This is a genomic window from Desulfurispora sp., from assembly GCF_052744395.1.
Genome location: NZ_JBRAJI010000039.1, coordinates 1 through 14,382, shown reverse-complemented (window position 1 = coordinate 14,382; position 14,382 = coordinate 1). Strand labels below are relative to the sequence as shown.

16 protein-coding genes are annotated in these 14,382 nt (G+C 61.9%); 15 read left to right on the top strand and 1 reads right to left on the bottom strand.

Annotated elements, in window-relative coordinates; genetic code table 11:
• The first annotated feature begins 12 nt into the window (after positions 1 to 12).
• The 13 genes from hemB to ACUVTU_RS10355 all read left to right on the top strand — a co-directional run bounded on the left by hemB (position 13) and on the right by ACUVTU_RS10355 (position 11,989).
• Positions 13 to 990, top strand: a complete 978-nt coding sequence (hemB, locus tag ACUVTU_RS10415) for a porphobilinogen synthase (RefSeq protein WP_445889903.1) — start codon at positions 13 to 15, stop codon at positions 988 to 990.
• 9 nt (positions 991 to 999) lie between these two features.
• The gene (gene nirJ2 / locus ACUVTU_RS10410) at positions 1,000 to 2,013 is read left to right on the top strand and encodes a putative heme d1 biosynthesis radical SAM protein NirJ2 (protein ID WP_445889902.1); all 1,014 of its coding nucleotides are present in this window, start codon (positions 1,000 to 1,002) and stop codon (positions 2,011 to 2,013) included.
• Positions 2,006 to 2,527, top strand: a complete 522-nt coding sequence (ahbA, locus tag ACUVTU_RS10405; protein ID WP_445889901.1) for a siroheme decarboxylase subunit alpha — start codon at positions 2,006 to 2,008, stop codon at positions 2,525 to 2,527. Before nirJ2 ends, ahbA begins: the two co-directional genes overlap by 8 nt.
• Before the next feature lie 2 nt (positions 2,528 to 2,529).
• Complete coding sequence (gene ahbB / locus ACUVTU_RS10400; protein WP_445889900.1) at positions 2,530 to 3,003, top strand: siroheme decarboxylase subunit beta; 474 nt, start codon at positions 2,530 to 2,532, stop codon at positions 3,001 to 3,003.
• Positions 3,004 to 3,016: 13 nt separating this feature from the next.
• A complete protein-coding gene (gene hemL / locus ACUVTU_RS10395) occupies positions 3,017 to 4,315 on the top strand; it encodes a glutamate-1-semialdehyde 2,1-aminomutase (protein WP_445889917.1) in 1,299 nt (432 codons plus the stop codon).
• 92 nt (positions 4,316 to 4,407) lie between these two features.
• Entirely contained in the window at positions 4,408 to 4,917 is a 510-nt protein-coding gene (locus ACUVTU_RS10390; protein WP_445889899.1) for an NADH-quinone oxidoreductase subunit NuoE family protein, read from the top strand.
• A 198-nt stretch (positions 4,918 to 5,115) separates the two neighbouring features.
• Positions 5,116 to 5,373: a TM1266 family iron-only hydrogenase system putative regulator gene (locus tag ACUVTU_RS10385; RefSeq protein WP_445889898.1), complete on the top strand. Its 258-nt coding sequence runs from the start codon at positions 5,116 to 5,118 to the stop codon at positions 5,371 to 5,373.
• Between the two features lie 86 nt (positions 5,374 to 5,459).
• The gene (locus ACUVTU_RS10380; protein ID WP_445889897.1) at positions 5,460 to 6,941 is read left to right on the top strand and encodes an aspartate ammonia-lyase; all 1,482 of its coding nucleotides are present in this window, start codon (positions 5,460 to 5,462) and stop codon (positions 6,939 to 6,941) included.
• Positions 6,934 to 8,166: a [FeFe] hydrogenase H-cluster maturation GTPase HydF gene (hydF, locus tag ACUVTU_RS10375; protein ID WP_445889896.1), complete on the top strand. Its 1,233-nt coding sequence runs from the start codon at positions 6,934 to 6,936 to the stop codon at positions 8,164 to 8,166. The genes ACUVTU_RS10380 and hydF overlap by 8 nt, the downstream gene beginning before the upstream one ends.
• A complete protein-coding gene (hydE, locus tag ACUVTU_RS10370; RefSeq protein WP_445889895.1) occupies positions 8,167 to 9,234 on the top strand; it encodes a [FeFe] hydrogenase H-cluster radical SAM maturase HydE in 1,068 nt (355 codons plus the stop codon). It begins immediately after the preceding gene.
• Complete coding sequence (gene hydG / locus ACUVTU_RS10365; protein ID WP_445889894.1) at positions 9,218 to 10,645, top strand: [FeFe] hydrogenase H-cluster radical SAM maturase HydG; 1,428 nt, start codon at positions 9,218 to 9,220, stop codon at positions 10,643 to 10,645. The genes hydE and hydG overlap by 17 nt, the downstream gene beginning before the upstream one ends.
• Before the next feature lie 384 nt (positions 10,646 to 11,029).
• Entirely contained in the window at positions 11,030 to 11,692 is a 663-nt protein-coding gene (locus ACUVTU_RS10360) for a redox-sensing transcriptional repressor Rex (RefSeq protein ID WP_445889893.1), read from the top strand.
• 108 nt (positions 11,693 to 11,800) lie between these two features.
• On the top strand, positions 11,801 to 11,989 hold the full coding sequence (locus ACUVTU_RS10355; RefSeq protein WP_445889892.1) for a secondary thiamine-phosphate synthase enzyme YjbQ: 189 nt from the start codon (positions 11,801 to 11,803) through the stop codon (positions 11,987 to 11,989).
• On the opposite strand, the gene ACUVTU_RS10350 is transcribed toward ACUVTU_RS10355, so the two are convergent.
• Entirely contained in the window at positions 11,979 to 12,941 is a 963-nt protein-coding gene (locus ACUVTU_RS10350; RefSeq protein ID WP_445889891.1) for an AAA family ATPase, read from the bottom strand. The two genes, ACUVTU_RS10355 and ACUVTU_RS10350, sit on opposite strands and share 11 nt — an antisense overlap.
• Before the next feature lie 49 nt (positions 12,942 to 12,990).
• On the opposite strand from ACUVTU_RS10350, the gene ACUVTU_RS10345 reads away from it, so the two are divergent.
• Positions 12,991 to 14,067 carry a hypothetical protein gene (locus tag ACUVTU_RS10345; RefSeq protein ID WP_445889890.1) on the top strand — a complete coding sequence of 359 codons (1,077 nt, stop codon included), beginning with the start codon at positions 12,991 to 12,993 and terminating at the stop codon, positions 14,065 to 14,067.
• Positions 14,057 to 14,382 (top strand): hypothetical protein (locus ACUVTU_RS10340; RefSeq protein ID WP_445889889.1); only part of this gene is annotated, 326 nt, incomplete at its 3' end. The genes ACUVTU_RS10345 and ACUVTU_RS10340, both read left to right, overlap by 11 nt.

Sequence of the window (14,382 nt, the reverse complement as noted above, 5' to 3'; positions counted from 1 at the left end):
GAGGTGTTCCCCATGACCACCGTCAAACGACCCCGCCGCCTGCGGGAAAACGCCGTGCTGCGCCGCATGGTGCAGGAACACGAACTGCACACCAGCGACCTGGTTTACCCGCTGTTTGTAGCCGAGGGCAGCGGCCTGCGCCGGGAGGTACCATCCATGCCCGGCATCTGCAACTATTCCCTGGATACCCTGCCCGAGGAGCTGGAGAGAGTGAACCGCGCCGGCGTGCTAGCCGTAATCCTCTTCGGCGTGCCGGCGGCCAAGGACGAAAAGGGCAGCGGCGCCTACGACGATAACGGTATAGTGCAGCAGGCCGTGCGGCTGATCAAACAGCAGTATCCAGACCTTTTGGTAATCACCGATGTCTGTTTGTGTGAATATACCAGCCACGGCCACTGCGGCCTGGTGCAGGGGGGACGGGTGCTCAATGACAACACCCTGCCGCTGCTGGCCCGCACCGCCCTGTCCCATGTGCGGGCCGGGGCCGATGTGGTGGCGCCCAGCGACATGATGGACGGCCGGGTGGCGGCCATCCGGGCCAAACTGGACAGCGAGGGGTTCCAGCACATTCCGATCATGTCCTATGCGGTGAAGTATGCTTCAGCTTATTACGGCCCTTTCCGGGAAGCGGCCGGTTCGGCACCGCAGTTTGGCGACCGCCGCTCCTACCAGATGGACCCGCCCAACGGGCGGGAGGCTCTGCGGGAAGCCGCCCTGGACATTGAGGAAGGGGCGGACATAATCATGGTCAAGCCCGCCCTGCCCTACCTGGACGTGGTGCGCCTGCTGCGGGACAACTTTCCCCTGCCGCTGGCCGTGTACAATGTGAGCGGGGAATATGCCATGGTCAAGGCGGCGGCTGCCCGGGGCTGGCTGGACGAGCGGCGGGTGGTGCTGGAAACGCTGACCGGCATGAAGCGGGCCGGGGCCGATATAATCATTACCTACCACGCCCTGGATGCGGCCGGCTGGCTCAAGGAAGGCTGGTGAGAGTGACCGGTGCTGGTGTCCTGGAATACTACCAACAGGTGCAATCTGGCCTGTCAGCACTGCTACCGCGATGCCGGGGAGGAAAAACAGCAGGAACTGACTACGACCGAAGCGCTGCGCCTGATTGACGGCATTGCCGCGGCGGGGTTTAAAATTATGATTTTCAGCGGGGGCGAACCGCTGCTGCGGCCCGATATTCTGGAACTGGTGGAATACGCGGCCCGGCGTGGTTTGCGCCCCGTGCTGGGTACCAACGGCACGCTGATTGACGGCGCCATGGCCGCCCGGCTGAAAAAGGCCGGCCTGGCAGTGGCCGGCATCAGTCTGGACAGCGTGCACCGGCAGGAGCACGACGATTTTCGCGCGGCTGCCGGCTGCTGGCAGGCGGCGGTGGACGGTATGGCCGCCTGCCGGGATGCGGGGCTGCCCTTTCAAATTCATACCACGGTAATGGATTGGAATCACCGGCAGGTGCTGGAGATCACCGATCTGGCCGTGCAGGCGGGGGCCCGCGGCCACCACATCTTTTTCCTGGTGCCCACCGGTCGGGGGGTGAACATCGCTGCCGCCTCCCTCAAAGCGCGGCATTATGAGGAACTGTTGCGGCAGATTCTGCAAAAACAGGCTGCTGTGCCCATTGAGCTCAAGCCCACCTGCGCGCCCCAGTTCATGCGCCTGGCCCGCCAAATGAACGTGCCGGTGCGCTTTTCCCGGGGCTGTCTGGCCGGCATCTCCTACTGCATCATCAATCCGGTGGGCGATGTGCAGCCCTGCGCCTACATGGAAGTGGCGGCCGGCAATGTGCGGCAGGAGGATTTCGCCCGTCTCTGGGCGGAGAGCCCGGTGTTTTTGCGCCTGCGCAGCATGCAGTACAGCGGGGGCTGCGGCCTGTGCCAGTACCGCGAGGTGTGCGGCGGCTGCCGGGCCCGGGCGCTCTATTATCACGGCGATTACATGGCCGAAGAACCCTGGTGCCTGTACCGGGAAAGTTTAAGCGGCGGGGAGCGGGCGAAAAATGAGTAAACACAGGGAGCAGGCTTTACAGCGGGCGAGCGGACCGGAGGAAGCAGTGATGGACGAGCTGGACCGGCGGCTGCTGGATCTGATCCAGAGCGATCTGCCGCGCGTTTCCCGCCCCTACCTGGCTCTGGCGCAGCAGCTGGGCACCACTGAGGAGGAGGTGCTGCGCCGCCTGGCTGCCTGGCAGGAAAAGGGCATCATCCGCCGGTTGGGAGGCATTTTCGATTCCCGCCGCCTGGGCTATACAGGCACGCTCTGTGCCCTGGCGGTGCCTGCAGAGCGCATAGAAGAAGTAGCCCGGGTGATCAATTCCTACCCCGGGGTAACCCACAACTACCTGCGGGAACACTCCCTGAATATGTGGTTTACCCTGCTGGCGCCCGGTGAGGAGTACCTGCAGCGGATTATTGCCGAGATCAGGGACCGCACGGGCATTGAGCAGATCTATTCCCTGCCGGCGGAAAAGATCTTCAAGATTAAAGTCAAGTTTCGTTTATCGGATACGGGTGAGGTATAAGTATGCAGGATCAGACCGACCGGCAGATAGTCCGGCTGCTGCAGCGGGGACTGCCGCTGGTGTCCCGGCCCTACCGGGTGCTGGCCGAACAGATAGGGATCAGCGAGCAGGAATTGCTGGAAAGAATCGAGCGCATGCTGGCCGACGGGCGCATGCGCCGGCTGGGGGCGGCTTTGCGCCACCGCGAACTGGGTTTTACGGCCAATGCCATGATTGTCTGGCGGGTGCCGCCCGACCGGGTGGATGAGGTGGGCCAGTATTTCGCCGCCTGTCCCGAGGTGACCCACTGCTATTTGCGCCGCTGCCCGCCGGACTGGCCATATAATATTTTCACGGTCATCCACAACACCAGCCGGCAGGCCTGCCGGGAACTGGCGGCCCGTCTGGCCGAGGCTACCGGGCTGGCGGATTATCAGCTGGTGTTCAGCACCCGGGAACTGAAAAAGAGCAGCATGTGCTATTTTGAAGAAGATTAGCGAGGTGGGGATGATGCAGGATGCCATTTCCCGGCAGCTGTTTGCCGAGGCGGCGCGTTACCTGCCGGGCGGTGTGAACAGCCCGGTGCGGGCCTTCCGGGCCGTGGGCCGGGACCCGGTTTTCATCAAGCGGGGCCAGGGTGCCCTGCTGTACGATGAGGACGGCAATATCTACATAGATTATGTCAATTCCTGGGGGCCGCTGATCCTGGGGCACCGGCACCCGGCAGTGCTGGCAGCCATTCAGGAATGTCTGGAAATCGGCACCAGTTTCGGGGCGCCCACCCGCCTGGAAACCGAGCTGGCCCGCCTGATTGTGGAGGCCCTGCCTTCTGTGGACATGGTGCGGCTGGTCAACTCGGGCACCGAGGCCACCATGAGTGCCCTGCGCCTGGCCCGCGCCTACACCAAACGGGATAAAATTGTCAAGTTTGCCGGCTGTTACCACGGTCACGCCGATATGCTGTTGATTAAAGCCGGTTCGGGCGCCCTCACCCACGGTGTGCCCACCAGCCCCGGCGTACCGGCGGCGGCGGCGGCCGACACCATTGTGGCACCTTTTAACAATCTCTCCGCCCTGGAGGAGATCTTCTCCCGGGTGGGCGAGCAGATTGCTGCGGTGATTGTTGAACCTGTACCGGGTAACATGGGCCTGGTACCGCCGGCACCGGGTTTTCTGGCCGGTTTGCGCGAACTGACCAGCCGTTATGGAGCACTGCTCATTTTTGACGAGGTGATCACCGGTTTTCGCCTGGGCTGGGGCGGTGCCCAGGCCTATTACGGTGTGCTGCCCGATCTGACCTGCCTGGGCAAGATCATCGGCGGCGGTCTGCCGGTGGGGGCCTATGGAGGGCGGCAGGAAATCATGTCCCTGGTTTCGCCCGCCGGGCCGGTGTATCAGGCCGGCACATTATCGGGCAACCCGCTGGCGGTGTCGGCCGGACTGGCTACCTTGCAGGTGCTCCGGCAGCCGGGAGTGTATGAGGAACTGGACCGCAAGGCGGCCCTGCTGGCCGCGGGCCTGGAGGAGGCGGCCCGCAGTGCCGGTGTGCCGGTGTACTGGACCCGGGTGGGTTCCATGCTCTGCGGTTTCTTCACCGAACAAACCGTGGTGGACTACGAAACCGCCTTAACCTCGGACACGCACAAGTACGCGGTGTATTTTCAGGCCATGCTGGAACAGGGCATCTATCTGGCGCCGGCCCAGTTTGAGGCGGCATTCATCTGCACGGCGCACACCGAGGAGCAGATTGAACATACCGTGCAGGCGGCCCGGGTGGCCCTGCAGCGGGTGGCAGAGCTTGAAAAATAGTGCTTGTCACTTTACATGCGTGAATATATAATTAAAACTGAAAATTTGTTAATGAACTGTAGAAATGACATGATGCGGGGCAGGGGATGCCGATGAACATGATGCAGGATGGTGGGGGTTGTCCGGCCGACCACCGGGCGGGATTGGAGGAAATCCTGGCCCGGCATGCCCGGCAGTCCGCCCATCTGCCCCTGGTGATTCAGCAAATATATGATCTGCTGGGACATGTGCCCGATGACATTCTACCCCGGGTAGCCGATGTGCTGCAGGTGTCGCTGGCCGATGTCTATGCCACGGTATACCAGCACCTGCTGGCCCGCCGGCCGGCCGGCCGGCATGTGATTTATGTCTGTGAAGGCACTTCCTGTTATTTGCGCGGCTCCCGGCAAATTCTGGAGGAAATGGTGGAGCGGCTGGGTATTCAGCCCGGCGAGACTACACCGGATGGACTTTTTTCCCTGGAAATCGGCCGCTGTTTCGGGGCCTGTGCCCTGGGGCCGGTGGTAGTGGTGGATCAGGAAGTCTATCCGCGCATGGAGCCGTCCAAAGTGGCGGCATTGCTGGAGAAATACCGGCAGGAAGCGCAAGCGTCCTGTCACTAACTGCTCTTGAGCCTGACCGGCGGGGGGTTGCTACCCGGCCGGGAGGGTGCAAAAATAAATACTTCAACCCTGCGGCAAACGGGCCATTCAGCCTGTGGTCAAGGGGCAAGGAGGGTGATGCTTGCCTTTTTCGGCCTGTTTTCCGCCTGTTTTCCGCGGCAAAACAGGCTTTATTATTTGGCGGCGGGAGGGAATAGTGTGGGCACTGCTGGAGGACAGCGCATTGGCGTGATTGGCATTGTTATTGAGGACCGCGCCCAGGCTCCCCGGGTGAACAGCATCTTGAGCTCTTACGGGGATGTGATTGTGGGCCGGATGGGGATTCCTTACCGGGAGAAGGGGCTGGCGGTGATTTCCCTGATCGTGGACGGCAGCACCGACCAGATCGGGGCGCTGACCGGTAAACTGGGTCAGCTGAGCGGGGTGCAGGTGAAAAGCGCCCTGGTGACCCGGTAGGTTTTGCTGATCATCCTGTGTTCTTAACGGGCTTACCCGGGAATAGTACAACCTGAGAATTGGCAGTGAAATGGCTGGTGATGAGAGTGAGTGACAGAACCGAGTGGCGCAGGGAAAAAGACCTGCTGGGGGAACTGCCCGTGCCGGCGCGGGCCTATTACGGCATACACACCGTGCGGGCGGCGGAGAATTTCGCTGTCAGCGGGCAGCAGGTGCACCCGTCTCTGCTGAGGGCGCTGGCCCAGGTCAAGGCGGCAGCGGCCCTGGCCAACTGGCGCTGTGGCCTGCTGCCCGAAATGGTGGCCATGGCCATTGTTCAGGCCGCCCACGAGGTGGCGCAGGGCGATTGGGCCGACCAGTTCATTGTGGACGCTCTGCAGGGTGGGGCGGGTACTTCCACCAACATGAACATGAACGAGGTGCTGGCCAACCGGGCCATTGAACTGCTGGGCGGACGCCCGGGCGATTATCACCTGGTACACCCGCTGCACCATGTCAATCTGAGCCAGTCCACCAACGATACTTATCCCACCGCTTTACGCATTGCTGCCATCCGGCTGGTGCTGGACCTGAGTGAGGCCATGGCCGAACTGCAGAGAGCCCTGCAGGAAAAGGAAGCGTCTTTTGCCGGAGTGCTCAAACTGGGGCGGACCGAGTACCAGGATGCCCTGCCTGTTACTCTGGGGCAGGAATTTGGTGCCTACGCCGAGGCCATAGCCCGGGACCGCTGGCGGCTGTACAAGGTGGAGGAGCGTCTGCGCCAGGTCAACCTGGGGGGCACGGCGGTGGGTACCGGATTGAATGCGCCACGCTGCTATATTTATCACGTTATTGAAGAACTGCGCCGTCTGACCGGTCTGGGGCTGGCCCGGGCGGAAAATACAGTAGATTTGACCCAGAATGCCGATGTCTTTGCTGAAGTTTCCGGCCTGGTGAAGGCGGCGGCGGTCAACCTGGCCAAAATCAGCGGTGATCTGATGTTTCTAGCGGCTGGTCCGGCCGGCGGACCCGCCGAGATTATCCTGCCGGTCTGTCAGGCCGGTTCCTCCATCATGCCTGGTAAGGTTAACCCGGTCATTCCCGAGATGGTCACCCAGGTGGCCTACCAGGTGATGGGCGCGGATCAGGTTATTGCTCTGGCTTGTGCCGGCGGCCGCCTGGAACTGAACGCTTTTTTGCCCCTGGTAGCGCACAACTTGCTGCCCGGTCTGGAAATGCTGGCCCGGGCGGCCCGGCTGCTGGCCCAACGATGTGTGGCCGGAATTGCCGCCTGCGAGCAGCGCTGCCGGCAGTGGCTGGAAGCGAGCAATGTGCTGGTTACCGCCCTGGTGCCCTATCTGGGGTATGAGCGGGCCAGCCAGGTGGCCGGCCGGGCGATGCGGGAAAATAAATCTATCCGGCAGTTAGTCATTGAGGAGGGCCTGCTCAGCGAGGCCCAGTGGGCGGAAATCACCCGGCCCCGGGAACTTACCCGGCCCGGCATTGCCGGGGCGGCGGCTTTGAAGAATCTGCTTTCCCGGCCGGCTGGAACCGAAAACTGCACCGGGGAGGAAAACAGTCATGCATGATACACCACGGGGAGAACGCCTGCACATCGCTCTGTTCGGCCGGCGCAATGCCGGAAAATCCAGTCTGATCAACGCCCTGACCGGACAGAACCTGGCCATTGTGTCGCCCGTGGCCGGTACCACTGCCGATCCGGTGTACAAGGCTATGGAAATTCTGCCGCTGGGGCCGGCGATGCTCATTGATACGGCGGGACTGGATGATGAGGGGGAACTGGGACGCCTGCGGGTGGAGAAAAGCCTGGGGGTGCTGGATAAGGCCGACATGATTCTGCTGGTGGTGGATCCGCTGCAGGGTGTGGGCGAAATTGAGCAAAGGCTGCTGGAGGTGGCTGCGGAACGGCAGTTGCCCGTGGTGGGCGTGCTCAATAAAATAGACCGGCCGGAGAGCGAGGCGGCAGCCCGGGGCCTGGAACTGGCCGGGGCCAAAGCCTGGGTGCGGGTGAGTGCCCGCACCGGTCAGGGCATAGACCGGCTCAAGCAGGCCGTGGTGCAGGCCGCACCCCGGGAGTGGACCGCGCCCACCATTGCCGGCGATCTGGTGCCGCCCGGACGGCTGGCTGTGCTGGTGGTACCCATCGACCTGGCGGCACCCAAAGGGCGGCTGATTCTGCCCCAGGTGCAGACCATTCGCGATTTGCTGGACCACGACTGCCTGACCATGGTGGTCAAAGAGAGAGAACTGCGGGCGGCCCTGCACCAGCTGAAAGAGCCTCCCGCTCTGGTGATCACCGATTCCCAGGCTTTCTTGAAGGTGGATGCCGACACTCCGCCGGATGTGCCTTTAACTTCGTTCTCCATACTGTTTGCCCGCTACAAGGGTGATCTGGCCACGCTGGTGCGGGGGGCGCTGGCGGTGGAGCAGCTTGTGCCGGGAGACCGGGTGCTGATTGCCGAAGCCTGTACCCATCACCGGGTGGCCGACGACATCGGCACGGTGAAGATTCCCCGCTGGTTGCGCCAGCGGGTGGGGGGAGAGCTGCAATTTGAGTGGAGCAGCGGCATTTCTCTGCCCGACGGGCTGGAGCGGTTTAAGCTAGTGGTGCACTGCGGCGCCTGTATGATCAACCGGCGGGAGATGCTCAGCCGGATCATGACCGCCCGGGCGGCCGGCGTACCCATAGTGAACTACGGAGTGCTGATTGCCTACCTGCACGGCATTTTGCGCCGTGCCCTGGCCCCCTTTCCCGATGTGCTGGCCCTGCTGGACCAGGAAGGGGTGTATTAGATGGATGAGCTAACAGCGGCGCTGCAGCAGATCCGGCAGGGCCGGGTGGAGCAGGCGGTGCTGGAGGTCCTGCTGGCCGCCGGGGAAAATGAACAGCCCTTTCTGCAGGCGGCCGCCGATGAGGTGCGCCGGCAAACCGTGGGGGAAGCTGTGCATTTAAGGGCCATCATTGAGTTTTCCAACTACTGCCGCAAAAACTGCCTGTACTGCGGCCTGCGGCGGGACAACCGCGCGCTGGTGCGCTACCGCCTGGAGGAGGAGCAAATCCTGGCGGCAGCGGACAGGGCCTGCCGCCTGGGCTACCGGACCGTGGTGCTGCAGTCGGGGGAGGATCCCTTTTTCAGTGCCGATAAAGTGGCCCGCCTGGTGGGGCGGATCAAAGAGAGATACAACCTGGCCATCACCCTGTCCCTGGGTGAGCGCAGCAAAGAGGATTACCGCCTCTGGCGGCAGGCCGGGGCCGATCGCTACCTGCTCAAGCAGGAAACCGCCGATGAAGCCCTCTTTCGCCTGCTCAAGCCCGACACCAGCTTGAAGCAGCGCCTCAATTGCCTGTACTGGCTCAAAGAGCTGGACTATCAGGTGGGAAGCGGCAATATGGTCGGGCTGCCCGGGCAGACGCTGGCCACGCTGGCCCGGGATATCCTGCTCATGCGCCAGCTGGAGGTGGACATGGCCGGCATCGGCCCCTTTCTGCCTCATCCCCGGACACCGCTTTGGGGAACTCCGGCCGGCGAGCTGTCTCTCTGTCTGAAAACCCTGGCGGTGGCCCGGCTGAGTTTGCCGGGCGCGCACCTGCCGGCCACCACGGCGCTGAGCACGCTGCATCCGGCTGGCCGGGAACTGGCCCTGAAGTGGGGAGCCAATGTGATCATGCCCAATCTGACCCCGCAGGAAGTGCGGGACAAGTACCTGATTTATCCCCAGAAGGCCGACATCATTGAGGAACCGGAAAAGACCCTGCATCAGATTAATTCGCTCCTGGCGCGCTTGCGCCGGCCGGTGGCGGCCGGCCCCGGGCACGCCTGGCGCTTAACGGGAGGTATACAGCATGGCCCAGAGAGCTGATTTCATCAATGAAGAAAAGATCCACTCCTGGCTGGAGGAAGGCAGCCGGGCGGACCGGGTGGAGGCGGAGGCGATTATTGAGCGGGCCGCTCAGGCCCGGGGACTTACGCCCCGGGAGTGCGCTGTGCTCTTGCATGTGCAGGACCCGGAACTGCTGGAGCAGATGTACCGGACGGCCCGGCAGATCAAGGAAAAGATCTACGGGCGGCGCCTGGTGCTTTTCGCACCGCTTTATGTGAGCAATTACTGCATCAACAACTGTGTTTACTGCGGCTACCGGCGGGACAACCACTTTACCCGCCGCCGCCTGAGCATGGACGAACTGCGGGAAGAAGTGAGAATTCTGGAGTCCCTGGGGCACAAGCGGCTGGCTCTGGAGGCCGGGGAGGATCCGGTCAACTGCCCCATAGAGTACATCCTGGAGGCCATCAGGACCATTTATGAGGTGAAAGAAGAGAACGGCAGCATCCGGCGGATCAATGTGAACATTGCCGCCACCACGGTGGAAAACTACCGGTTATTGAAAGAGGCCGGGATTGGCACCTATATCCTGTTCCAGGAAACCTATCACCGGGAAACCTATCACCGGATGCACCCATCAGGACCCAAACGCGACTACGACTATCACACCACGGCCATGGACCGGGCCATGCAGGGCGGCATTGACGATGTGGGGTTGGGGGTGCTCTTTGGCCTGTATGACTACAAATTTGAAGTGCTGGCCATGTTGCAGCATGCCCTGCATCTGGAAGAGGCTTTTGGTGTGGGACCGCATACCATTTCGGTGCCCCGCCTGCGCCCGGCTGCCGGTGTGGATTACCATCAGTTCCCTTATTTGGTAAGTGATGCCGACTTTAAGAAGATCATCGCCATTTTGCGCCTGGCCGTACCCTACACCGGGATTATACTTTCTACCCGGGAGCGGGCGGAGTTCCGGGACGAGCTGCTGGCCGTGGGGGTTTCCCAGCTCAGCGCCGGCTCCTGTACCGGGGTGGGCGGCTACCGTCAGGAGCTGGAGCGGCAGTCCGGCCGGTGCGGGGCAGTTGCGGCGGCCGGTGACCAGGCGCCGCAGTTTCAGGTGGAGGATCACCGCAGTCCCGACGAGGTGCTGCGCAGCGTTTGCCTGTCGGGCTACATCCCCAGCTTCTGCACGGCCTGCTATCGCAGCGGGCGGACCGGGGACCGCTTCATGGCCCTGGCCAAGAGCGGGCAAATTCAGAATGTCTGCCAGCCCAATGCTATTTTGACTTTCAAGGAGTTTTTGGTGGACTACGCTTCACCGGAAACCCGGCAGGTGGGCGAGCGGACCATAGCCGAGCACCTGCTGGAGATCCAGAACCCGCAGGTGCGCCGCCTGACCGAGGAGCGGCTGCGGCTGATTGAGCAGGGGCAGCGGGATATGTACTTTTAAAGACCTGAATTGTTCTACTAATTGCCAAAATACAGGCCTGGTGCCTGTATTTTTGATTTCAGCGCGTTAGAACATTCTTGACAGATGACAGCGGACGGGCATAGGATTTTATATGTCTGTCCGGACAGCCGGAACCGGCCGCGGTGAGGGCGGTTTTTTGCGCCGGGATATTTATTGGGCGGTTGAATTGTGATAAAATAATAAAATAATTAGAATATTCAAATAGATAATCCGGGATGGGAACGGCCAATATTGGCCGGCAGATTCGAAAAACGGTCCGGAAAAGCTGTTTGACATAAATATCAACAAATGATATAAAATACATAACATGTGAATTTTATAACACTCCGGTTTGTCCATAGAGTGCAATCTGGCCACACGAAAATGAACAAGGAGGCGTCTGTTTTGAAGACACTGCGCGTACCCGAGGCTACTGTGACCAGGCTTTCCATATATTCCCGATTTCTGGAGAAGTTGGACCGCAACGGTGTGACCACGGTTTCCTCGGGGGAAATCGCCGAGGGGGTGGGGGTGAGTCCGGCCCAGGTGCGCAAGGACCTGGCCTATTTCGGCGAGTTCGGTACCCGCGGGGTGGGTTACAACGTCAAGGATCTGCTGCGCTACACTATGAAAATTCTCGGTCTGGACCAGCACTGGAACCTGGTGCTGGTGGGGGCGGGCAACCTGGGTTACGCCCTGTGCACCTACAGCGGTTTTAACAAGCGCGGCTTCAGCATTGTGGGCGTTTTTGACGACGACCTGACCAAAATTGGCAAGAAGATCAATGACCTGGAAGTACTGCCCCTGGAGGAAATGCCCCGGGTGATTGAAAAATACGGCTGCCGCATCGGCATTATCGCCGTGCCGGCCCGCGGTGCCCAGGAGATCGCCGATTTGATGATCAAAAACGGCCTGCAGGCCATCCTGAACTTTTCCCCGGCCGTGCTCAATGTGCCTGATTACATTGAAGTGCGCAATGTGGATCTGGCGGTCAAACTGGAGATCCTGACCTTCAATTTGGGCTTCCGCGCTGCCCAGAACCTGTGATGTTTGGGATAGGGCATGATGCTGTTGGGGCGCATCTGCAGATAAATGAGCAAAACGCCAGTCCCTGTGCGGTCTGGCGTTTTTTGTAATTTCAGCGGAGGTGGAATCGTGCTTTCTTTAGTAATCCAGAGCAGCCGCAATTCCGACGCTCACATCAAAGCCGTGCTCTGTGGCAGCAGCCTGACGCTGCCTGTCGCAGGGGGCAAGCTGGCCCTGGGCACATGGCAGGGTGTGTTTTTCTGTGAATTCGACGGCCCACGCCGCCGGCAGGTGCAGGTGCACTTTGTCAGAAATTGAAGCGGGCCAGGATTTGCTCTTCCTCCGGGGACAGGGGCGGGTCAGCGCCGGCGGCAGGGTGCCCCGGGGCTGCTTCCTGTTCTTCCCGGGGCAGCATTTCCTCCATCCGGCCCAGGATCTGGCGCACGTCTTCTTCATATTTGAGCAGAATGCCCAGTGTTTGCAGGCAGACCGGCTTTTTCAGACCCCGGGCGCCCAGCAGCAGCAGGGCGCGGGCCCAATCAATGCTTTCGGCCAGGCCGGGCGGCTTGCGCAGGGCGCTTTTGCGCAGTGTTTGAATGAAATTTACGCACTGTGCCAGCAGGTTTTCCGGGATATCGGGCAGGTGCAGGCGGATGATGGCCTGTTCCTGTTCGGCCGGGGGATAGTCGATGTACAGGTGCAGGCAGCGGCGCTTCAAGGCGTCGCTCAATTCGCGCCGGTTGTTGCTGGTCAGGAGCACCAGCGGGATGTGGCGGGCCCGCACCGGGCCGTATTCCGGAATGCTCACCTGGTATTCTCCCAGGGCTTCCAGCAGGAAGCTTTCCAATTCCTCATCGCTTTTGTCAATTTCATCAACCAGCAGCACAGCCGGTTCGGGAGATAAAAAGGCCTGCAGCACCGGACGGGGCAGCAAAAATTCCTCGCCGTACAGGTGCTCCTGCAGGCTCTGCCAGTCGCGCTGGCCGGTGGTCTGCAGGTAGAGCAACTGCTTCTGATAGTTCCACTCATAAAGGGCCTTGCTTTCATCCAGGCCGGGGTAGCACTGCAGGCGGTACAGGGGAGCATGCAGGGCCCGGGCCAGCGCCCGGGCCAGATAGGTTTTGCCCACGCCGGCTGGTCCTTCCACCAGCAGGGGCTTTTGCATTTTCCCGGCCAGGAAAACCGTGGCGGCCAGCCTCTGGCCGGTCAGAAAGCCGGCCTTGAGCAAGCCCTGCTGAACAGTGCGGGGGCTGGTGAAAAAGTGCGGCATTTACAACAGCTCCTGAACGGGTTTATATTGGGGTGGGGAGGTGTGGCCATTGCAAATTGAGATCCTCACTCCGGATACCGGCAAAAAGGCCGCGCTGCTGACCTGGCTGGCCGGACAGGGCCGGCTGGAGGAAGCGGCGGCCGGCCGGTTTCAGGCCGGTGCCGTGTCCATGCTGGCAGGCAGCCGTTATTTGTATCTTACCACAACTCTGGGCAGTGCAGCGGAAAAAATTATCCGCCTGCTTTTTGATATTGAGCCGGTGCCCTATGCTACCGGTTTTTATCAGTTGAGTACCCGGCAGAAAGTGCTGGTCACCGCACCGGCCCGGCCGCTGGCTGAAATTTGGGGCCGGCTGGCCAGCCTGGAACATCTGGATCTGGAGGCCGGCGAACTGGCCGGCTGGCTGGTACACCGGCACCGCCGGCAGGATGTAGCCCTGCTGGCGGAAGGGCAGCTTCTGGTGCAGGACGGCGTAGCGGTATGCCGGCTGCGGCTGAGCGGGCAATTCCGGGAAAGCCAGCAGAACTGCCAGCATTGTCTGGACACCTGGCGCCTGGCACCGCTGCTGGATGTATTCACTGCCCAGGAGAGCGAACCCCTCCAGCCCCTGTGCCAGCCTGCCCGGGGCGAACTACAGGCCAGCCTGCCGGTCGATGCGCTGCCCCGGCTGATGGCGGACTTTCCTCCGCACTGCATTGAGTACCGGTCCGGTGCGCAGGCCTATGTGCTGAAGCTGGGCGGGGAGGATAACCAGCTGCTGCTGCGGTCCGGTGCCGCCCGGGACCGGCTGCAGGCCGAACTGCTGCTGACGGCGCCGCAGCAACTGGATGACCGGCTGGTCGGGTTGTGCCGCGCTTATCCCTGGCCGCCGCTGCGCATTGCACAGCGCATTCAGGGTCTGGTGCTTTCCCCGGCGGATCTGCTGGGCCAGCTGGGCTTCCGCAAAGAGGGAGGCTTTTATGAATTTATCTACGCTGACAGCAGCCTGAAAGCCTGCTATTATATCGACCGGCGGGAAATGCACATCCAGGCGGAAACCGGCTGGCCGCAGGACCGGGATGTGCTCATGGCGCTGTTTGCGGCTGTGCAGGAGCTGGCCGGGCGGGTGATCAGACTTGCTCTGTGAAATCTGGCCCCTGGTGGAGGAACTGCGGGCGGCCGGGCTGGACATTACCACCCGCCAGGTGCAGGACTGCTTGCAGGCCTGGGCTCTGCTGGGTCCGGAGCGGGAAAACATGCTGCTGGCCATGCAGGCCTGCTGGGGCACCGGAGAATGGGAGCGGCTGGTGCTGGAGCGGCTGGTGGATTATTACTTCTCCAGCCTGTCCCTGCCCGGGACGTGGCCGGATGGCGGGGAGGGCCGGGCCGGGGATGGGCCGGGCGCGGCGCCGCCCGGGACTGTTCCGCCATTGCGGCGCACCCTGACCGGCCGGCAGCTGGC

Excerpts from the sequence above, each read along its gene's own strand:
- ACUVTU_RS10390 (WP_445889899.1), top strand. The coding sequence starts at position 4,408 with ATGAACATGATGCAGGATGGTGGGGGTTGTCCGGCCGACCACCGGGCG.
- hydE (WP_445889895.1), top strand. The coding sequence starts at position 8,167 with ATGGATGAGCTAACAGCGGCGCTGCAGCAGATCCGGCAGGGCCGGGTG.
- ahbB (WP_445889900.1), top strand. The coding sequence starts at position 2,530 with ATGCAGGATCAGACCGACCGGCAGATAGTCCGGCTGCTGCAGCGGGGA.
- hemL (WP_445889917.1), top strand. The coding sequence starts at position 3,017 with ATGCAGGATGCCATTTCCCGGCAGCTGTTTGCCGAGGCGGCGCGTTAC.
- ahbA (WP_445889901.1), top strand. The coding sequence starts at position 2,006 with ATGAGTAAACACAGGGAGCAGGCTTTACAGCGGGCGAGCGGACCGGAG.
- hydF (WP_445889896.1), top strand. The coding sequence starts at position 6,934 with ATGCATGATACACCACGGGGAGAACGCCTGCACATCGCTCTGTTCGGC.
- ACUVTU_RS10350 (WP_445889891.1), bottom strand. The coding sequence starts at position 12,941 with ATGCCGCACTTTTTCACCAGCCCCCGCACTGTTCAGCAGGGCTTGCTC.
- hydG (WP_445889894.1), top strand. The coding sequence starts at position 9,218 with ATGGCCCAGAGAGCTGATTTCATCAATGAAGAAAAGATCCACTCCTGG.
- ACUVTU_RS10360 (WP_445889893.1), top strand. The coding sequence starts at position 11,030 with ATGAACAAGGAGGCGTCTGTTTTGAAGACACTGCGCGTACCCGAGGCT.
- hemB (WP_445889903.1), top strand. The coding sequence starts at position 13 with ATGACCACCGTCAAACGACCCCGCCGCCTGCGGGAAAACGCCGTGCTG.